The sequence below is a fragment of the Oceaniferula flava genome (genome assembly GCF_016811075.1).
Classification (GTDB): Bacteria; Verrucomicrobiota; Verrucomicrobiia; order Verrucomicrobiales; family Akkermansiaceae; genus Oceaniferula; species Oceaniferula flava.
In genome coordinates, this window is the sequence record NZ_JAFBGL010000003.1 from 91,839 (window position 1) to 110,716 (window position 18,878).

Annotated in this window: 20 protein-coding genes; 12 read left to right on the plus strand and 8 right to left on the minus strand. The window is 51.2% G+C overall.

Going from position 1 to position 18,878, the window contains the following annotated elements:
* Positions 1 to 49: 49 nt before the first annotated feature.
* From JO972_RS05660 to trpA, 8 genes are all read right to left on the minus strand, one after another.
* Positions 50 to 175 (minus strand): hypothetical protein, encoded by a 126-nt coding sequence (locus JO972_RS05660; protein ID WP_309489039.1) that lies wholly within the window; start codon positions 173 to 175, stop codon positions 50 to 52.
* A gap of 39 nt (positions 176 to 214) precedes the next feature.
* On the minus strand, positions 215 to 751 hold the full coding sequence (locus tag JO972_RS05665) for a class I SAM-dependent methyltransferase (RefSeq protein ID WP_309489040.1): 537 nt from the start codon (positions 749 to 751) through the stop codon (positions 215 to 217).
* A gap of 55 nt (positions 752 to 806) precedes the next feature.
* Positions 807 to 1,577, minus strand: a complete 771-nt coding sequence (gene panB / locus JO972_RS05670) for a 3-methyl-2-oxobutanoate hydroxymethyltransferase (protein ID WP_309489041.1) — start codon at positions 1,575 to 1,577, stop codon at positions 807 to 809.
* 20 nt (positions 1,578 to 1,597) lie between these two features.
* On the minus strand, positions 1,598 to 2,107 hold the full coding sequence (folK, locus tag JO972_RS05675; protein WP_309489042.1) for a 2-amino-4-hydroxy-6-hydroxymethyldihydropteridine diphosphokinase: 510 nt from the start codon (positions 2,105 to 2,107) through the stop codon (positions 1,598 to 1,600).
* Between the two features lie 25 nt (positions 2,108 to 2,132).
* Positions 2,133 to 2,870 carry a 4-hydroxy-tetrahydrodipicolinate reductase gene (gene dapB / locus JO972_RS05680; RefSeq protein WP_309489043.1) on the minus strand — a complete coding sequence of 246 codons (738 nt, stop codon included), beginning with the start codon at positions 2,868 to 2,870 and terminating at the stop codon, positions 2,133 to 2,135.
* Between the two features lie 12 nt (positions 2,871 to 2,882).
* Positions 2,883 to 3,761 (minus strand): 4-hydroxy-tetrahydrodipicolinate synthase, encoded by an 879-nt coding sequence (gene dapA / locus JO972_RS05685; protein WP_309489044.1) that lies wholly within the window; start codon positions 3,759 to 3,761, stop codon positions 2,883 to 2,885.
* Positions 3,762 to 3,835: 74 nt separating this feature from the next.
* Positions 3,836 to 4,648 (minus strand): diaminopimelate epimerase, encoded by an 813-nt coding sequence (dapF, locus tag JO972_RS05690; protein WP_309489045.1) that lies wholly within the window; start codon positions 4,646 to 4,648, stop codon positions 3,836 to 3,838.
* A gap of 5 nt (positions 4,649 to 4,653) precedes the next feature.
* Complete coding sequence (gene trpA / locus JO972_RS05695) at positions 4,654 to 5,457, minus strand: tryptophan synthase subunit alpha (protein WP_309489046.1); 804 nt, start codon at positions 5,455 to 5,457, stop codon at positions 4,654 to 4,656.
* A 449-nt stretch (positions 5,458 to 5,906) separates the two neighbouring features.
* Between trpA and JO972_RS05700 the strand changes: the two genes are divergently transcribed.
* The 12 genes from JO972_RS05700 to JO972_RS05755 all read left to right on the plus strand — a co-directional run bounded on the left by JO972_RS05700 (position 5,907) and on the right by JO972_RS05755 (position 18,836).
* Positions 5,907 to 6,569 carry an ATP-binding cassette domain-containing protein gene (locus JO972_RS05700; protein WP_309489047.1) on the plus strand — a complete coding sequence of 221 codons (663 nt, stop codon included), beginning with the start codon at positions 5,907 to 5,909 and terminating at the stop codon, positions 6,567 to 6,569.
* Positions 6,570 to 6,571: 2 nt separating this feature from the next.
* The gene (locus JO972_RS05705) at positions 6,572 to 7,339 is read left to right on the plus strand and encodes a hypothetical protein (RefSeq protein ID WP_309489048.1); all 768 of its coding nucleotides are present in this window, start codon (positions 6,572 to 6,574) and stop codon (positions 7,337 to 7,339) included.
* A gap of 32 nt (positions 7,340 to 7,371) precedes the next feature.
* A complete protein-coding gene (locus JO972_RS05710; RefSeq protein ID WP_309489049.1) occupies positions 7,372 to 8,403 on the plus strand; it encodes a hypothetical protein in 1,032 nt (343 codons plus the stop codon).
* A gap of 218 nt (positions 8,404 to 8,621) precedes the next feature.
* Positions 8,622 to 9,875, plus strand: a complete 1,254-nt coding sequence (locus JO972_RS05715) for a type IV pilus twitching motility protein PilT (RefSeq protein WP_309489050.1) — start codon at positions 8,622 to 8,624, stop codon at positions 9,873 to 9,875.
* A 28-nt stretch (positions 9,876 to 9,903) separates the two neighbouring features.
* Positions 9,904 to 10,410 (plus strand): type II secretion system protein, encoded by a 507-nt coding sequence (locus JO972_RS05720; RefSeq protein ID WP_309489051.1) that lies wholly within the window; start codon positions 9,904 to 9,906, stop codon positions 10,408 to 10,410.
* Positions 10,411 to 10,615: 205 nt separating this feature from the next.
* Positions 10,616 to 12,397, plus strand: a complete 1,782-nt coding sequence (locus JO972_RS05725) for a hypothetical protein (protein ID WP_309489052.1) — start codon at positions 10,616 to 10,618, stop codon at positions 12,395 to 12,397.
* Positions 12,397 to 12,936 (plus strand): hypothetical protein, encoded by a 540-nt coding sequence (locus JO972_RS05730; RefSeq protein ID WP_309489053.1) that lies wholly within the window; start codon positions 12,397 to 12,399, stop codon positions 12,934 to 12,936. The genes JO972_RS05725 and JO972_RS05730 overlap by 1 nt, the downstream gene beginning before the upstream one ends.
* Positions 12,921 to 13,505 (plus strand): hypothetical protein, encoded by a 585-nt coding sequence (locus JO972_RS05735; protein ID WP_309489054.1) that lies wholly within the window; start codon positions 12,921 to 12,923, stop codon positions 13,503 to 13,505. The genes JO972_RS05730 and JO972_RS05735 overlap by 16 nt, the downstream gene beginning before the upstream one ends.
* Before the next feature lie 39 nt (positions 13,506 to 13,544).
* Positions 13,545 to 15,350, plus strand: coding sequence for a type II secretion system protein GspD (locus tag JO972_RS05740; RefSeq protein WP_309489055.1), 1,806 nt, complete (start codon positions 13,545 to 13,547; stop codon positions 15,348 to 15,350).
* 20 nt (positions 15,351 to 15,370) lie between these two features.
* Positions 15,371 to 15,991, plus strand: coding sequence for a hypothetical protein (locus JO972_RS05745; RefSeq protein ID WP_309489056.1), 621 nt, complete (start codon positions 15,371 to 15,373; stop codon positions 15,989 to 15,991).
* Between the two features lie 9 nt (positions 15,992 to 16,000).
* Complete coding sequence (locus tag JO972_RS05750) at positions 16,001 to 17,692, plus strand: GspE/PulE family protein (RefSeq protein WP_309489057.1); 1,692 nt, start codon at positions 16,001 to 16,003, stop codon at positions 17,690 to 17,692.
* A complete protein-coding gene (locus JO972_RS05755; protein WP_309489058.1) occupies positions 17,685 to 18,836 on the plus strand; it encodes a type II secretion system F family protein in 1,152 nt (383 codons plus the stop codon). Before JO972_RS05750 ends, JO972_RS05755 begins: the two co-directional genes overlap by 8 nt.
* The last annotated feature ends 42 nt before the right edge of the window (positions 18,837 to 18,878 follow it).

Below are 18,878 nucleotides of genomic sequence, written 5' to 3' on the forward strand. Positions count from 1 at the left end.
CCTATCTTTGCACGGGCGGGAGGGGATTTCCAGAGGATTGCGGAGAAGTTCAATTGTCGGGTGTTAGCAGGGCGATGCGCAGGCCGGACGAGAGTGAGGCGAGTGACCATGATCGGACGTATTTCCAACCTGCCTGACGAGCTTCCTCGGTAAATTGGGGAACCGTGAGGATCACGCGGGTGCAGGGTTTTCCGGTACGCTTGCGTTTCCACTGTTAGAGACGTTGTTTGATCGAGTTTGCATCGATGAAGGTGGTGATCAGCTGGCCTTTGCAAACACGTCTGAGCTCGCTGAGGATAGCGATGCGATCGGCTCGATCTGGAAAATGGTGCAGTAAGCGGATGCTCGCGGCGAGGTCTACCGAGGAGTCGGCTAGGGTGTTGGCTTTGATATCGCCGACGGTGGTTCCGAGCAGGCTGTCGGCCATGCCGTGATCGCTTAAGGTCTGTGCGGCGAGCTCAACCATGTGCGGTGAGTGATCTCCGGCATAGTAGCCCGCGGTGCGACTGGCCAGCAGAGTGGCAAAGCGGCCTGCTCCACAGGGGTAATCGAGGATCGTGAGATCCTTGGTTTTCTGGCCGGCGAGGCGACCTGCCGCGCGTAGAGCTTTGGCCACGAGCAGTTTCTCTCGGGCACTGCTCACACGGCTGCTGAGTGAGCGGCTGAATTTTTTCTGGTAATACTGCGCGGCTTTTTTGTCGTGATAGGTCGACGAGTAGCCAGCGTGTTTGTTCTGAGTAGGAGCAATCATTTCACCTCTCATATAGCTCAATGAGCATGAGAAAATAATGAGAGCTCCGTTGAACCTAAATGGCGCTGATGTATTCCCTCACGGCGCGAGTGATCTCGCCGGCGACATCGGCACGCGGGGTGGCGAAGGGGGGAACAAACCATGGATAGGAGCCCACGACATCGGTGATCACGGCGACTTCGCCATCGCAGGTTTGTTGGTCGTCCTTGGCCTTGCAGCCGATTCCGATGGTGGGGATCTCCAGCGCGGCGGTGATTCGTTCCGCCACGGCAGGGATGACGCTTTCTAACACGATGGCGCTGCAGCCGGCTTCTTGCAGGGCCAAGGCTCCTTCGAGAATGGCGTCTGCTTCGGCTTCGGTTTTTCCTTTTTTCTTATAACCACCTTCTTCGATCACCCGCTGGGGGAGCATGCCGTGGTGGCCAATCACTGGAATGCCGGCACCGACGATACAGCGGACTTTTTCAACCTGATTGACTCCGCCCTCAAGCTTCACGGCATCGGCGCCGGCTCCTATCAAGGCGCTGGCAGTGATCAGAGCCTGCTTGGGCGTGTCGTAACTATGGATGGGCATATCACCGATGACGAGGGCATTGGTTACACCGCGCGCCACGGCGGAGGTATGATGGAGCATCATATCGAGGGTGACGTGGGTGGTGTCAGGAAAACCTAACATGACCATGCCTAATGAGTCGCCCACGAGGATGGCATCGGCACCTGCTTCGTCTAACAATCGCCCGGTCGGGTAATCGTAGGCAGTGAGCATGGAGATGGTCCGCTCGCCCTTCAGGGCGCGGATGGCTTCGGCTTTTTGTAGTGAGTTCACGGAGATCTGAGTGGGTGGGATTACCAATCGGACTGCACCAAGCTTAGGGGTGGTTCCTCGGAGTCCAGGTGCTGCAGGTGTTCGGCAATGGTGGCCGTGTCGCCTGGAAGCACCAGCTGCGGGCGGATGTCGGCCAGTGGCTGGAGCACAAAACGGCGGCTGGTCAGCTGCTGGTGGGGGATGTTAAGAATGCTTTCCTTCACCACCTCATCGCCAAAGTAGAGGATGTCGAGATCGATGATGCGCGGAGCATTGCGCTGGTGCACGATGCCCCGGCCGAAGTGGAACTCGATGCCCTGGGTGTGCTCCAGCAGCTCAAAGGGCGTGCCGATGTAATCGATTTCAATAACGGTGTTGAAGAAATCGGGCGACTCCGCTGGGCAATCGACGGGTTCCGACTGATAAATGGGAGCTTGCAGGTAGACGGTGTCCTCAGGCACCAGCTTGCGCAGCATGTCTCTGGCCACTTGCAAGTGGGTCAGACGATTGCCAAGGTTCGACCCCAGAGCGATGCCTACGCGGTTAGCCATTGTGGGAATTGAGGAGTGTGGCGGTCTACTTTAGGCCGAGCACGTCTTGCATGTCGTAGAGGCCGGCAGGTTGGTCCTGGAGCCAAACGGCAGCGCGGACGGCACCGGAAGCGAAGGTCATGCGGCTGGATGCCTTGTGCGTGAGTTCCACTCGTTCGCCATCGGCGGCAAACATGACGGTGTGATCACCAACGACGTCACCGCCGCGCAGGGTGTGCATGCCGATTTCCTTGCTGGGACGTGCGCCAATGTTGCCAACGCGACCGTGGGCGATGTCATCCTTGTAACTGGTGCCTGTTTCCTCATTAAGGATTTCCAGCAAACGGCGAGCCGTGCCGGATGGGGCGTCGATCTTGTGGCGGTGATGCATTTCCGTGACTTCGATGTCAAAACGATCGTTGCCAAGAATCTGCGCCGCTTTGCGTGTGAGATAGAACAAGGTGTTGACGCCGACCGAGTAGTTCGGGGCGAAGACGATGGGCAGTGATTTCGAGGCTTCGACAATCGCTTCACGTTCTTCGTCTGTGTGGCCGGTGGTTCCGATCACCAGAGGGGTGTTCGATGCCATGGCGGCATCCAGCACGGCGCCGGTGAAGTGGTGCACAGTGAAGTCGATCGCGGCATTGACATCTTGGAATGCGGCGGTCAGGTCATCGCCGGAATCGTGGGTGCTGGTGACCTCGGTGTCCGGGTTTTCATTGCCTGCCTCGATGAGGGTCTGGCCCATGCGACCGCTGCGGCCTGTGATGAGAAGTTTGGTCATGACTGAGCAGTGTTAGATGAGATCGAAATCCGCGAGGGTCTTTTTCAGAATCGCTTCGTTTTTTTCGCTGAGGTTGACCAGTGGGAGGCGGAGCTCGTTGCTGCAGTGACCTTGGAGGGCGACGGCGGACTTGATCGGCACAGGATTGGTATCCAGTGACATCAGTGTCTGGAACAGGGGCTCGTATTTCTCTTGGATCGCTTCCGCATCGGCTACCCGACCTTCGCTCATCGCGCGGACCAAGCTGGTCATGACATCAGGGATGAGGTTGGTGGCTACGGAGACAAGGCCCACAGCACCACGCTTCATGAACTCGATGGTGAGAGGATCGTCACCGGAGAGAAGTTGGAAATCGTCAGGCAGCGCTTCCCGGATCTGGGTGATACGTTCCGGGTCACCGCCGGCTTCCTTGTTGGCGATGATGGTTGGGCAATCGGCGGCGAGGCGTTTGATGGTGTCCACCTCGATGGCAATGACGGAACGGCCGGGAATGCTGTAGAGCATCACGGGGAGATCCGAGCACTCAGCAATGGCTTTATAGTGCTGATACAGACCTTCTTGTGATGGTTTGTTGTAGTAAGGGCAAACCTGGAGGGTGCCATCGACTCCCATGGCGGCAGCTTGTGTGGTCAGCGCGATGGCTTCATCGGTGGCGTTGGCCCCGGTTCCGGCGATGACTTTGATGCGGCCTGCTGCGTATTCAACGGCAAGTTCGATGACGCGCAGGTGCTCTTTGCGACCCAGGGTGGGGGATTCTCCGGTCGTGCCGCAGGGGACAATGCCATCGACGCCGGCGGCGACTTGGCGGTCGATCAGGGCGCGGAAGGCGTCGGTATCGATTTCGCCATTGCGGAAGGGTGTGATGAGGGCTGTGTGGGTTCCTTGGAACATGGTAGAGTTGTTATCGGTTAATTGTTGGTAAAAAACGGGGTTTGGTGCGCCGGTGAGGCTGCGGGACAAGTGGACTAAATGGTGATTTCGCCTGCGAAGACGAAATCGGCTGGACCGGTGAGGGTGACGCCGGTGAATGGCTTATCGGATTCTGGAATGAAGCCAATTTCTAAGGTTTCGCCACCTTCCACGTCCACACTGACTGGGGACGCAGCATCGTTGAGCAAGTGGTGAATCAGAGCGCAGGCGGTCATGCCGGTGCCACAGGCCAGCGTTTCACCCTCGACGCCACGCTCGTAGGTGCGGATGGCGATGTGCTGTGCATCGAGAACCTGGGTGAAGTTGACGTTGGTGCCGGCGGGGGCGAAATGTTCGTGATAGCGCAGGGCGGCACCGTATTTCAGGACGTCGGTATTTTTCAAATCATCCACGAAGACCACGACGTGAGGCACACCGGTGTTGATCACGTGCACTTCGGCATCTAGGCCATCGACCTTGATGTCCGTGTGCAGGGCGAGATCGAAGGGCTCGGACATGGCGATGCAGACATTGTCACCAATGATCTGTGCGCTCAGTGTGCCGGCGATGGTTTCGAAGGTCACCAGGGAGGTTCCTTCTCCGAGCAGGGCGGCGGTGTATTTGCCAAAGCAGCGCGCGCCATTGCCGCACATCTCTGCTTCGCCACCGTCGGCATTGTAATAACGGAATTTGAAATCGGCTCCCTTTTCGGCAGGCTCCACGGCTAACAGTCCGTCAGCGCCTACGCCGCGTTGGCGATCGCAGAGCAGTGCGATCTGTTCTTTGCTGAGCTGGAACTTGAGGTCTCGGTTATCGATGACGACGAAGTCGTTGCCCGCGCCGTTCATTTTTTGAAATGGAATTTGCATGTCGATTAGTGAGTTTGAGTGGCTTGGATGAGAGGAGTGACAAACTGGCGGATGACCTCGCCGAGCTTGGGGTCGGATCCGTGTTCGGCCACTTGATTGACAATGGCTGAACCGACCACGACTCCGTCGGACTTGGACGCAACCAGTTCGACCTGATCAGGGGTGTTGATTCCGAAACCGATGCAGACGGGGGTGTCGGTGTGTTCTTTGATGGAGTTCACCAGCTCGCCAATGCTGGCGGATGGAGCAGCTTGGGCACCGGTGACTCCCATGCGTGATAGGGCGTAGATAAATCCCTCGGACTGCTTGGCTAACATTTTCAGTCGCTCAGGTGGAGTGGAGGGTGAGATCAGGGTGATGTGTTTCAGTCCTTCCGATTGAGCCAGCTCCTTGTTGTAGGCGGTTTCATCAGGTGGCAGATCTAACAGTAAGATTCCATCCGCACCGGCCGCGGCGGCATCGGTGTGGAATTTTTCATAGCCGTAGGTGTAGACCGGATTGAGATAGGTGAAGAGAACCAGCGGTGTGTCGTGTGTGCTGCGGAAGTCGCGGATCATCTGCATCAGTTTTGGCACTGACATACCACTCGCGAGCGCACGCTCTGCGGCAAGCTGGTTCACGATGCCATCTGCTTGGGGGTCGGAAAAGGGGACGCCCAGCTCAATGATATCGGCGCCGGAGTCGGCAATGGACCGGATGACGTCCAGCGAAGAATCGTAATTCGGGTCGCCAGCGCAAACGTAGGCCACGAAGCCAGCTCTGCCGTTTTTCCTGAGGTTTTGGAAGGTGTTGTCGATGCGGTTGCTCATGATGCTTGTGCAGGGGAGAGATAGTCGGCTTTTCTAAAAAAGCAAACCTTGAAAAAGTAAGCTTCACTAACATGAGGGAGGGATGGTGATCGCGACTCAGGATTGCTGATTGGCTAATCCAATTTTTCAATAAGCTCTAATGGTTAATGGTAGTTAAATATTAATCACGTGTTTTGGGTGGCGAGCTCTGGAGTTGGAGCGAGCCGTTAGAAATGAAGCATGGTGAAATGCATGATTCTGTTAGGGTGTGGTTTGTGCAGTGCACGCAGTTTTATCTAACTCAAGCAATATCAATTGCTACGGGTTTGAGGTTTTGTTGGGTCGGTATTTAACTGGCGCGACCAAATTAATTAAGATCTCTTAAATATCTGTAGAGGTTGAATGTCTTTTTTACTTGCTAATAAGTTAAAAAAAACATAAAAGCTGAGTAAGTTTCAAAGCAACCTTACATGCAATCAAATCTTAAAGAGCCGAAAATTGCGATCCACGACGACCTTAGCATTGGCTACAGGGAGAGTTTGGCATCGACGAGTGGCGAGATCGAGTTGGGTAGTGGAACACACTACTTGTTGGCGCGTAATGGGAGAGGGAAGACTACCTTGTTGCGCACATTGGCTGGTGTATTGAAGCCGTTAGGCGGTAAATTTTCCTGCGACGGAAGGTGTCAGCTACTTAGTGAAGATTTGACCTTCGATCGCGAGCTTTCACCCAAGGTGATCTTCAAAAGCATGCTTCCCAAAGCTGGGTGTCGTGAGGCCCTGGAGTTGGCTGACCGGTTGGAATTGGATGTCGATAAATCTTATGGAAAGCTCTCCACAGGTAATAAGCGCAAGGTGGCGCTGCTTCTTGCCGAGTTCTCTGTGCTGGAGGGGCGTTCGGATATTCTGCTGCTGGATGAGCCTTTTACCGGGTTGGACGCATTTGCACGTGAAATTTTTCAAGACCTGTGGGCACGCCGTAGTGACGGTGTGCTTCGCTTAGTGAGCTGTCACCCCGACTTTGATAGTATGGAGATGAGTAGCTCGATCCTGATTAGCGATGGTCGGATTTCCCATCTTAGTGGGGGTGAAACTCCCAAGTGCTGGGGCGATTTGAAAACTCAACTGAACTAAAAATGCAACTGTATCGATTAACGTTAGCGACTATTTTTCAGCGTAAAGTATGGATTGTCGCACTTTTGAGTGTGCTGCTGTTACCTGTAATCTTGCCGTATTTGACTCCTTACGAAAGTAATCCGACGCTGGTCCAGCCCGCACGGGCTCAGGCTGCTTGGGTGACATTGTGGGTGGTCGCGGTAGCGTGGGTCTTTTTCCAGGCGTCACGCTTTGGCGATGATACGGCTCGCTCCGGTATGGGGTCGTATTTTCTCAGCACGGGAATGTCACGTGTTAGCCAGATGCTGCAAATTTGGGCTGCATGCATGAGCTATTTAATCCCTCTGGTGGGCGCTGCGTTGGCAGTCTGCTTTGTCGGAGCGATGCCTTCTGGCTCGGAAGAGCGGGGTATGTGGATTGTGACCAATTTCCAGTATGCCGCGTTATTTCTGCTAGTAATCGCACCTTTGACGATGTTGGCTATCTCGGTAGGTAGCCGTTTCGGTAGCACTATTGGCTATGTGATTCCTCTCTGCCTCAGCGTCTACGGACTGTTTGGGGTCGGTTATTTGGCCATGATGATCAATGTGAGGGAAAATATTTTCTTGGATTGGCTCTATGTTCTTTCACCGCACTACCACTTGGCCGACTTAACCCCTCGCTTGGTGTTTAAGCAGGGTAGTATGGTGGGTTCTGAGTTCTTGCAATTGGTGGCGTATTTCTTGGGCCTCAAACTCGTGCTTTCCATGATCTCGACCGTCTGTTTCCAGACGAAGCCTGCGACATAGGCAGAGTATTTTTTACCCACATTATTTTTGATATGAAAAAATCCATGCAACACCTTACTCTTTCCTGCACGACGCTGTTAGGTTTAACGTTGTGGGGTGGTCTGGCATCTCAGTTTGAAGCCGAAGACAAGCTGACTTTCGAGCCCAACCCTGGTTGCGTGAAGGGGAGTCCTTATGGGAAAGTGCTTGCTCTCGCAATGCAGGGGCCAATTGATTTTTATTGGCATCAAGGCCAGACCCACGAACATATCCATATCCTCAATGCGGATGACCACCATGATGATGGTTGCGCGAATTGTGGTCCTGAATGTGAGTCCAAGACGTCTGGTGACTCTCACGTCGCGCATTCCCATTCGGATCACGATCATAGTCACGGTCATGATCATGACCATGAACAAGCTGATAGTTGTGGCTGTTGTCCTGAAGAGCCCGCACCGCAGATGGTCACCGCCGAGACTCGTAAGCCTCTGCATACCTTGGCAAAAGAGAGAATCGAGAAAATGGAGGCCGTCGCGCATCGGAAGACGAATGGCAAGCCGCTTTCTCCTGCGCATCAAAAGTATTTGCAGTCGGTTACCGAAGATAAACTTCGTCTCGCCTATGAATTGGATCCTACGAACTATACGAACTACGGGAACCTTCACTTATTCATCGCGACCACTAATTTTGGCAAAGGTGAAGCTGATGATAGCAAAGCCGTGGCATTAGCTCGGGAGACATTAAGTTTTTGCCAGCATGAGGAAGTAGATCCCTCTACATGGCTGACCGCCGCGAGCGCTGCCTATAATATTATTTATCATATAGGCCGCTATCATGATCAATTCTCCGTGGAAGAAGCGAAGGCCAGTTTAGTTGATTTCGATCAATGCATGGAGACTTTCGAGAATCTCTTAATTAAAGCCGTTGAGGAAGGTCGTATAGTCTCAGAAGCTCGATTTAATGAGCTCAATACTCGAGCCAAATACTTGAAAAAACTGCGCACGGCACAAGGCGTATACATGAAGCGTATGATGTCGACGAAAGTGGCGGAGCACACCAGCTCTCATCCTCTATCAGTAAAATGATTAGCCCCCAGTCAAATAATCCGGCTCCTAGGCCGATCCAACAGATGCCTCCGCAGCCGATCAGGCCGCAGCTGGTTGATGATGGTATGCCTCAGATGGCACCTCCACCGATGGCGCCAACTCAGCCTACGCCGGGTCAGCAGCCTCAATCATTGCCGCCTCAGCATAGCCAGGCAGCTCAGACATTTTCCCATAACCCTCTGCCTCCGACTCAACCAGTGACCGTACAAGCTGCGGATGCCACAGCTACAGCCCCTACCTCGTTCCGCCAGGGGATGACAGGTGCAGGTTTGTTAGGAGTTATTTTTCAAGTCTGTGATTCCATGGGGGTATCAGACATCCAAATCCGCTCGGAGCTGCCGGTCTACATCGAAACTCACAAAGGGATGGAATGCTTGGCCCACCTCGGCGTCTTGAGTTCCGACGATGTTTACAAAATTTATCGCGAACTGCTCAACAACCGCGAGTCCGCCAGTCATGGATTTGGCGAAACTGAACCCGCCGCTGATCGCGCGGAGCGCAAAATTGAAGAGGCCTTGGGGTCATTCAAGGAAACCCGCGTGGACGACTTTTCATGCAACGGTATTTTTGTTGTTGCGACAGGTAAGACTTCCGGGCGTCTTCGGATTCAAGTTCACCTCAGTGCCAATGGACTTGGTGTGACTTGCCGTATTTTGAACGACAGTATTCCTGAGTTAAGCTCCTTGGGTATCGATCAAGATACCGCCGAAATGTTGCGGCTTGCTGTGCAGCGTCGTGCTGGACTCTGTTTGGTCACCGGGCCCACAGGTTCCGGAAAATCGACCACCTTGGCTGCCATTATCGATTGGCTGCGCCGAAACCATCCTAAACATATCGTGACGGTCGAAGATCCTGTGGAATATCAGTATCCGAAGGATATGGATGATCCTCACGTGCCCGGGCAGAAGATCATGGCTCCTAGTATCGTCACTCAGCAGGAAGTAGGTCGAGACCTGGCATCCTATCGACAGGGGCTTAAGGATGTTCTGCGGAAAGCGCCTCACGTCATTCTACTCGGGGAAATTCGCGATCGTGAAGCGATGGAAACCTGCATGGAGGCAGCCCAGACCGGCCACTTGGTGCTTTCCACCCTGCACACTACAGGAGCGGTTAAAACCATGGGGCGTATTTTGGAAATGTATCCCCGCGAGAATCACCCGGCAGTCCTGAATCGCTTGAGTGAGATTTTAATTTTCATTCACTCTCAAGGTCTCCTTAGCGGGATCAATGGGCGAGTGCTGACCTACGAATTTTTACAGAATAACGAAGACGCCGTTTCCAGCGCCATTGGCAGTTACGATCGGGGTGCTCGCGCCCTGGAGGATGTGATTAAACGCGCCGGAAACATTGCCTGGGATGAGAAACTCACCAGTCTTTATGAGGAGGGTAAAATCTCCAAAGAAACATTTGAGAACGCCAGAATGCACCGAGAGGACGTCAACTACGTCTGATCAGCGCACGATGGTGTCTTAACACACCGTGGTCTTTAACCACAACAACACAACAAAACAAAAAACAATGAAACTGACAAAAACTGCTAACACCAAGCTTAAGCCTGGAATGACCCTGATCGAAATCACTGTTGTGATTCTCGTTCTCCTCACCCTGATCTCCGTGCTCTTCATCGGCGCGAACATCTACAAGAAAGGTGCCGACCGCGCTGCTTGTATCCTCAATATTCGTAACGTTCACCAAGCTGTGCGTGCTAACCAGAACCTCAAAGGTATCAACACTGGCACCACATTGACCATGTCTGATGAAATCTATAGCGTTTCTGGTACTGAGCGTTACCTTTCTGAGCCTACATGCCCAACTGCTGGTGGTGCATACACTCCTGAGACAACTTATCCAGAAGTCGGCACAGCTGCTGTGCGTTGTGCTGAATTCGGTGCTGTCACCGAAGAGGAGCAAACTGCTATTGACGCCGGATCTCAAGATGCAAGAGACTTAACCGATCACGTGCCTGAAAACACAAACGGTTGGTAATCACTAATTAGTTTTTAACTAAAGATCAACCTGTCGCCGGCCTTGTTCGAAGGTCGGCGACAGAAATCCTCCTCAGGAGAAAATTTAAGGCCAGATAATATCAGGCCTCTAAAATGTCAGTATCGTTAAACGTAACTGTCGTTTGAGATTACGGTATGGAAAACCTACGGGTGTAACATCCCTTTCTTTCCCACCCTTACCCGAGATGCCAGAAGAAAAACATCCTTCAGAACTCAACCCACTGCAGCTGTATGGGCGTGCCGTGAAGTTGGCGACCAGCACCACACGTTTGAAAAATGGCGATTGGTACAACGACGCTCTGGATCTGGACGTGCAAGTGCACTGTTACATGAAAGACGAAGGAGGCGTGGATAACTTCCTCCACGTTAAGTCTCGTAATTACTACGAAAAAATCGAGAGCTTAAACTCTCATCAGTTAGAACAATACGAGGAACTCGAAAAATTTGTTCAAACCACACTTTCCCACGAAGCAGCTAAAGGAGCAAAGTCTCTTGGCATAGTCTTCTATCTGGCCGATGAATTGTCCATCGCCAGTCTTGGTCCAGAGCACCAAAACCCAGGTGAACTGCAGGACTTGAATTCTAAAATGGTCGAGTCACCCAAGGAGGTTCTCGAGGATAAAACCGTTTCCACTGAGTTTCACGCATGGCGGTTATTCCCGTATCCTGGCGCAGCTGCAGGTAATGAATTCGCAACCGCCGTCGCTGTTTCTAGAAAACGAGAAGACACATTAAGCGCTCTGCGTGATATCGGAGAGTCTCTTAATCTACCGATCCGCACCGCTGCCCTCAGCGCTCCACTTTGTGCTATCCATGCTCTTCCTTGGTTCTCCAATGCCGACCCTAAGGGGACAGTTTCAGTATTCAACTATCAAAAATTCACCCTCCTAGCTTTTTTCAACGAGCATTTTGACTTGATGCTGTTCCGCTACATGCCGCATCCGAATGGTGCCACTGTACCAGCAAATATAGGGCCCGCAGTATTAGCTACAGCCACAGCTTTTGAGTTAGAAAACCCAAAAATTCAAATCCTTCCCTTAAGCGGGGCTGATGTTGATCCAGCCATTATTAGTCTGCAGAGCTCAATGATGGGATCAGAGATTGTTTTGATCGATCTTACCCAAGTTGTTCGATCGAGACAACTACCTGATTACTTGCCGGTTGAGATTTTAGCCACGACGCAAGAATTGGATGAAGAATTAAGTCCGTTGGCTGCAAACGAAACATTTAGATCATGTATTGAGGAGGGCTGGCACACACAGGATTTCTTGATGCCAAGACCTGAAGAGCTGGAGCTCAGTCCCAGTGAGGCAGATATGAAGCTGTTGAAGCTGGGCCGTAGGCTGAGAACTGTGGCCGCGATGATCCTTGGTGGAGTGGTGCTCTATACCGGCTTCAACATTTGGACTAAAATCCGCAGTGATGCTTGGATGTATAAAACCAAAAATACAGCGGCAACCACTGCAGCTCTGGGTCAACAGCTGAAGCAGTATAATCACTGGGAGAATTTACTTAAAGATCGTTCTAAAGGATGGGTGAGTATGGAGTTGATTTCTCGAATCGCGCCTGCTGATGGCTCCGTTGCTTTGAGTGGTGTCATCCATCAGGTAAACCTGAAACCTGAACCAGGCGCGGCTCAATATGGATTTCAGAAGTCTTGGACGATTGATGGCTATATGAATGCCAAAGGCATGGAACATCTCTCAAATATTGGCACACGTGAAGGAGTCAAACAGCTCTTTACCGAAGTTGCTGAATTCACTGGTAACGAGGCTTACCTACCCGATGCAGGAAAACGCGATGTTACAGTAACGTTCAAGCGATTGAATAACCCCAAGTTCCACCCTGCAAACCCTACAAAACCCGAACAGCGTTACCCGCACGCTTTTAAGATGACTATCACACAGAGCTTCGGCAGTGACGATAATATGTCAGTAGCCGATGTCGTGACCTCCGATCAAAAGTAATGAGTTCCTACTATAAAAATCCAGTTGCCGTATTTGGCTTGATGCTTCCGCTGCTAGGCTTTGCTGTCTTGGCAGCTGGTGCATTTTACGGTTCATCGACTATCAACAAGAAATTCAAGAAAAAGAAGCGAGTTTACGATCGAGCTCAGGTTGCCGAGAGGGCAATGCTTCAGCTACAAGCCAAGGTAGGGCAAAATGGCCCAGCCTTAAAACGCTGGGAAGAACTCATGTCGACAGAAACTCGCAGCACATTTGTTGACCATTGGAAAGAAGCCGAAGGCAAGCTTAAGGGGACCGAATTCACAAGGGCCCAGCACAACTGGATCAACTATAGCGAAGGTCTTGGTAAAGGAGTGGCTCAGCCAGCTAGCCAGGTAGAAATGAATTTCGCAGCCACTTACCGGGCAATGCAAATAGCACTACTCGAAATTGAATCCGAATTGCCTCAATTACAACTCGACTCTCTCACGATGAGCCCTGGAGCGACAGGGGGGAAACTGAACTTCAAAACTACTTTCACCGTATGGACACAAAAGTAATCATCGCCGCCGTTATCATTGGATCCAGTGCGATGCAGGCTTCTGCGAATGCGACAGGAGAAACTAAGTCTGAAGAAAAGAGCCAGTTTAATGCTGTTGACGCTAAATTCATGGATCGCGAGGCTCGGACTAAATGGTTGGCCAAGATGCGTGTGTCTTTGCCCATGGCCAGCCGTGCTTTTGGACCCTTTGGCTATAGTCAGACACCCGGTGCTATTGTCAAGCGAGTGCAATCCGCACCTAAGCGATCAGACGCTTTTGCGAATGCTATTAAAGCGATCAAAGTGACAGCTGTCATGCCAGGGCAAGACAAGTTCGTTATTGGTTCTCAGGAGTTTCGAGAAGGGGAGTTACTTCCAGTGATCTTCCAAGGTAAGACGCTAAATGTGAATATTGTCTCCGTTAGAATGGATTACATTCTATTCAAGGATATGTCCTCTGGAGAGCACGCGAAGCTCCAAATGAATCAACTCCCATCGGGAATGACCAAAGCGAGTGAAATGACGACTGTTCCGGGCATCACTCCCGTGAACCGCGGCAAGCGCGAACCCTTGGTGATATCTCAATAAATTTCCTCCGCAAACTACGAACCCACACCCTTACACACTATGAAATTGACCACAGCCTTAATGTTAGGAGGAATGATTTTTTCTTCCACCGCCATGGCCCAAGATGCACCGGGCTCTAACGTGCGAGTCTCCAAACCTGCATTCACTCCCGGGGGCTTCGGCGCTGACGGACCAGCCGACTTACCTGGGAATAAGGGGCCTGCTAATCCAAATGATGCCCCAGACGATGCCGGGCCAGGACGCCCCGCAGCCCCTGTGTCTCCTGACGCTCCCGGAGATGCCCCAACAGAAAATTTACCTGGCGAAGCTCCAGTTGATCCCGATGCGCCGGCAAATCCGGATGTCCCAGTTAATGCCGATCAAGCCCCTGCTCAGGAAGCCCAATCGATTGAAACTGAAAATGGTGGCTTCCTAATCAAAGAGGCTAACATTAACGATATCTTCCAGCTTTTGGCTCGACGCGCTGGGAAGCAGTATTTCCATAACAATGCTTTAAATACCGATACCTACAAGGTTACCGGTCACCTCAATGGTGACGGCGGTGCGCTGAAACAAATGGAAGAATTGGCCTTCATGTATGGTCTTCGGATGTATGTGAAAGGGAATACGGTTTACGCAATGATGAGTGATCAGTTAGAGCGCCTTCCAGCAAAACAATGGACGTACAGCCTAAAGTATCTTCGCCCAACTGATATTGAACAGATCAAAGCATTGATTCAGCCGCTTCTCACCGCAGGACGTGGTGTTGTCAATTATGAGCCGAAGACAAACACGATTGTTGTGATCGATACGCTGCATCACGTGGAAATGGTTGAAGAGCTTCTTAATAAGGTTGATCGGCCTAAAGGGCAGATTGTCATCGAAGTCAAAATCCTTCGTGTAAACAGCACCGCTGGTCATAAGTCGGGTGTTGATTGGAGCTCCTCATTAGGCTCAGATGGCGTGTCAGTGGATGTGATCCGTAGTCTGAATAGCGTCTTCGGATTTGGCACCGAGTTTACTGGAAGCGCGATTTCAGGTGGTGCAGCAGCAGGATCCACCGAAACCGTCGCTGCTGATACTAGTAATATTATTCTGACTCCATTCCAGCTCAGCGGTGTGCTGCGTGCCCTTAATGAAGGAAGTTTGGTCACGCAAAAATCCAACCCAGTGGTCATCACCGAAGACAATGAAAAGGCAATTATTTCACTCATTGATCGTGTGCCGATTATTACGTCTACGGTGAATAACACTGGTGACGGAGCAAGTGTTACGACGGATGAGGTGCGTTATAAAATCGATGAAAGTGACTCCACAGATCCCGATAAAACACGTGAGATTGGTGTGACGATTTCGATTACCCCAAGTGTCCTTCCTGATGGAACGATCCGTATGAACATGCGCCCGCGCAATGCTCAGATTGTCGAAGAAATTACAGGGCCTTCCGGTAATACTTATCCTCGCGTCAGTGAGGCGACCATTGAGAGTATCGCCAGAATTCCCAACGGCAACTCACTGATCGTCGGTGGTTTCTATGGTGAGAGTAAAGGTAACGATAAGAACAAGGTGCCGCTGCTCGGAGATATCCCAGTGCTGAACTTCTTCTTTAAATCGAAGCAAACGAGTCGTGAACAATCAAGTTTGGTGTTTGTGGTTACCCCGACATCTTATGACCCTGCTTGTGTGACAAGTAACAATCGCACAACTGACAGGCTGCGTCACAGCACCGCGGTTCCTAGTGATCATCAATCCATCAATCCGAAAAATCCAGGTGCTGCGCATGATCCAAACCTTCGTCGCACTATTAATGGTGCGCGCTCATTAACCACTCCAGATGATTATCCGCAAGGATACCCTCAACGCTAACAGACTGTTACCCCTCAATCGTGAATACCCAACCGCAATTCCAAGCGGCGCCTGAAGAGATCCCCGTATCTGATTTAAGCCCGCGCGCATCCTTGAAGTCCGTGACTCATGAAGTCCCTATCATTCTCGAGCATGCGTTGATCAGGAACCTGGCAATGCTTCAGCAGCACAACCTAGCTTCGGCTGAGGACTGCAGCCAGGTGGCCGCTCAGGTCAGACGTAGTTGGGAAAACGGTAGAGGGGCCGATCCTATTGACGGATTGGCGCGGCTACGATCTGGGAATGGTGAGATGCTGGATGCAAGTGTTGAAGTCATTTCATCAAAAATGGCGAAATCACTGCCTTTCGCTCCCACCCGTGTGCCGTTTGCAGCGCGCTTAATTCCTCCAACTGCATTCTACGAGAAGTTTCCACAGATCGAACAGCTTTGCCGATTGATGCTAGTTCCTGTGGCTTTCACCGAGGACTTGGACGTCATTGGTATTGCATCGGTGAATCCGTTTTTTGCCGATACCCTGGCTGTCGCAATCGCGGATGAACTTAAAAAAACAAGCCCCGTTAAACCTATTATCAGCTCTGTCCGACTAGATTACGTCGGGTGGAAAAAAATGTGTGAAAAGCATTTTCGAGAATCATATTAATTACGGATCATGATCGAATTTGAAGGAGTCAGATATAATGCCCTCATCAGCCGCCGCTTGCGACAGGCTCTTGAGGAACATGACCCCTCGCTAGCCGAGGTGGACTCGGGTCAATTAGAGGCCAAAATCACCAAGAGTGTGTTCATGGCCGCAGTGGCTAAGGTTAATAACATGGCCTTCTTCCCCAAGGTTGCTGACTTCTGTGATGCATCTTTGTTAGAAAAGTGCGATCCCTCAGTTTTGACACGTGGTGGCTTCTCACCCCTCTGTCTCGATGACAAAAAGATCATTGTCGCTATTTCCAATCCATGGAGTCCTGCTGCAGATGAGTATGTTTCGCTGCGGTTCCCCGAGTTTGAGCTCGTTAAAATTGTTACCCTAACATCAGAAATTAGTCGTGCGATTGAGTCTGTTTCTGGAAATACAGGACCGAGTCAGGATGAACTCGAAGCAATTGAAGTCGAGGACACTGACGATAAAATCAAGGACTTCGACGTCACCAAAGATTACGACGAGCCAATGGCTCAACTCATCGCTACCGTGATGGCCAGTGCTGTCAAACAGCGAGCCTCTGACATTCACTTTAAGGTGGAGAAGGAAAGTTTTTATTATGCGTTCCGAGTCGATGGAGACATCGGTAAGAAGACAGAGATCCCGATTAAGTTGAAGGACCGTCTTGATGCTTATCTGCTGAACTTGATGAAATTGCCTGCGGAAATCCGGAATACTGTTCCCGGTATTTCAGGTCGTTTCACGATTTCCTACTTCCGCCGTCCCATCGATATTCGTTACGAACGTCACCGAACGTATCGGGGATACCACTTGACAATGCGTTTGTTAGATAAAGGTCACTTAAATGTCACCTTGGGTAAAGGATCGCTTGCTTTTGATGATCAGACTCTACTCGCGCTGGATAAGGTGATGAAAATCCCTGCAGGGATCATTGTGATGAGTGGTCCGACTGGTTCAGGGAAGTCAACGACCCTGAACGCCATTCTTCGTGAGATGAACACACCCGATGTGAATATTCTGACGCTGGAAAACCCTGTGGAGGATGAAATCCCTGGGGTCACCCACTGTGACCTTAAAAACCCTGGTGAGTTTAAACCCATGATTGCCAGTTTCATGCGAAGTGATCCGGATATTATCCTGATGGGGGAGGTCCGTGATATTGAATCAGCGGAACTCGCCATTGAAGCGGCTGTGACCGGGCACAAGGTTCTCACTACGATTCACACCCCTCGAGCATCACAAATCATTGAACGTTTCGAACAGCTTGGGATTGAACGTTGGAAAATTGCCCAGACGCTGAAAGCTGCCTGTGCCCAGCGTTTGATCAAAATGCTCTGCCCATACTGCAAGACTGAACAGCAGGGGATTAATGAAAAAGATCGGGCCATTTACGGTCTCGATGAATCTTGGGCTACGCGCACCGTGTATTCGCATTTGCCCGACGGTTGCCAAGAATGTCACGGCTCAGGTTACGCTGGGCGGACGGCGATTCTGGAGATCATTCCGATCACACCAAAAGTATCTGATATGTTATCTAAGGGGGAGATCACGCCCTACGAACTTGAATTGAAAATCCAGGAGGAGGGCAAACTGCCGAACCTCCGAAATAATGGTCTGAAATTGTTGATGGAGGGAAAAACCGACATCGCTGCAATTGGTAAGATGATCGACATGAGTACCGATGAGTAACGCACAAACATCAGCCAGTGGCGGTCTTCGGCGCGTCAATCGCCCCACCGCTGTTCAGACTCCCGCTAAGCCGAAGCCTCAATCGACGCTTTTTGCTCAGAAAATCAGGCCTTTCAAAAAGAAGGAGTTGGTTCAAATGTTCCGTTCTCTTGCGTCAATGCTGAGGGCTCAGATTAATACAGCAGATGCTTTAAAATATTACGCTTATGGGCACCCTAACAAGGAGCTTGTGGCTGCCCTGAATAAGATTCACGAGGAAGTGAATAAAGGGGTTCCCATTCACGATGCGTTCAGGGCATCCGAGCGATTCGATGAGATGACCATTGGTCTCATCCAGGCGGGGGGAGATGCTGGTCAACTAGACACAGCCTTTGCCGAACTCGGTAAACGAATTAGAAGTGAGCTCTTTTTTGGGAAGAAAATTCGAAAGCTGATCATGATGCCCTGTATTGTGATCCCCATCTTGATTGGCGCTTTCATTGCCTCTCAAGTGAAAATTGTTCCTCAAGTGGAGAAGATGATGTCTGGGATGGAGCCCAAAGGCTTTGTGGCTTTGTCTTTTAAAATAAGTCATGTCGTCCAAGATATTTGGGTGCCCGTAGTGCTTACTCTTATTGGGATTGCGATTATTATCTGGAAATCCGATAAAGTGCGAAATGGCATCACCAATCTAGCCATGGCCCGTGTCAGGGTGGTCCGTATGATGATTATGAGTCTTCGCCAGATGACGTTGCTCTCCACTATTAAGTTGCTGTATTCCAACGGGATAAACCTTGCCAAATCCCTGCGTGTTGCTGCTAACAGTGTGAGAAAAACGCCTTTTTACGCAGAGCTCATCAAAGCCTCGGAGATGTATGAAAAGTCCGGCGTGCCGGTTTCTTCTGCTTTTGCAAAATACACTTCAGTGGATCCCCAAGTGGTCCACATGCTCGCCATCGGTGAGAAGTCCGCATCGCTAGATGTTCAGCTTAGTATGCTCTCTGAGATGTTCGAGGAGGACGCTGAGCAATTAATGGATGACTTCAGCCAATTCGTAAGTTTCGTTGTGATGATTATTGCTGTCTTGTTGATTGCAGCAGTTTTCCTCGGCACGTTTATGCCGATCTTCATGATGGGGCCTCAGATGATGCAGGAGGCAATGTAAGTTTCCTTCTCATCCCTCATTTCTTAACGTTTTCCTAACCCT

Bases quoted from the DNA above. Each gene is read 5' to 3' on its own strand.
- dapF (WP_309489045.1), bottom strand. From the start codon at position 4,648: ATGCAAATTCCATTTCAAAAAATGAACGGCGCGGGCAACGACTTCGTC.
- JO972_RS05700 (WP_309489047.1), top strand. From the start codon at position 5,907: ATGCAATCAAATCTTAAAGAGCCGAAAATTGCGATCCACGACGACCTT.
- dapA (WP_309489044.1), bottom strand. From the start codon at position 3,761: ATGTTCCAAGGAACCCACACAGCCCTCATCACACCCTTCCGCAATGGC.
- JO972_RS05725 (WP_309489052.1), top strand. From the start codon at position 10,616: ATGCCAGAAGAAAAACATCCTTCAGAACTCAACCCACTGCAGCTGTAT.
- JO972_RS05710 (WP_309489049.1), top strand. From the start codon at position 7,372: ATGAAAAAATCCATGCAACACCTTACTCTTTCCTGCACGACGCTGTTA.
- JO972_RS05730 (WP_309489053.1), top strand. From the start codon at position 12,397: ATGAGTTCCTACTATAAAAATCCAGTTGCCGTATTTGGCTTGATGCTT.
- JO972_RS05705 (WP_309489048.1), top strand. From the start codon at position 6,572: ATGCAACTGTATCGATTAACGTTAGCGACTATTTTTCAGCGTAAAGTA.
- trpA (WP_309489046.1), bottom strand. From the start codon at position 5,457: ATGAGCAACCGCATCGACAACACCTTCCAAAACCTCAGGAAAAACGGC.
- JO972_RS05755 (WP_309489058.1), top strand. From the start codon at position 17,685: ATGAGTAACGCACAAACATCAGCCAGTGGCGGTCTTCGGCGCGTCAAT.
- JO972_RS05740 (WP_309489055.1), top strand. From the start codon at position 13,545: ATGAAATTGACCACAGCCTTAATGTTAGGAGGAATGATTTTTTCTTCC.
- dapB (WP_309489043.1), bottom strand. From the start codon at position 2,870: ATGACCAAACTTCTCATCACAGGCCGCAGCGGTCGCATGGGCCAGACC.
- JO972_RS05665 (WP_309489040.1), bottom strand. From the start codon at position 751: ATGATTGCTCCTACTCAGAACAAACACGCTGGCTACTCGTCGACCTAT.
- folK (WP_309489042.1), bottom strand. From the start codon at position 2,107: ATGGCTAACCGCGTAGGCATCGCTCTGGGGTCGAACCTTGGCAATCGT.
- JO972_RS05735 (WP_309489054.1), top strand. From the start codon at position 12,921: ATGGACACAAAAGTAATCATCGCCGCCGTTATCATTGGATCCAGTGCG.
- JO972_RS05750 (WP_309489057.1), top strand. From the start codon at position 16,001: ATGATCGAATTTGAAGGAGTCAGATATAATGCCCTCATCAGCCGCCGC.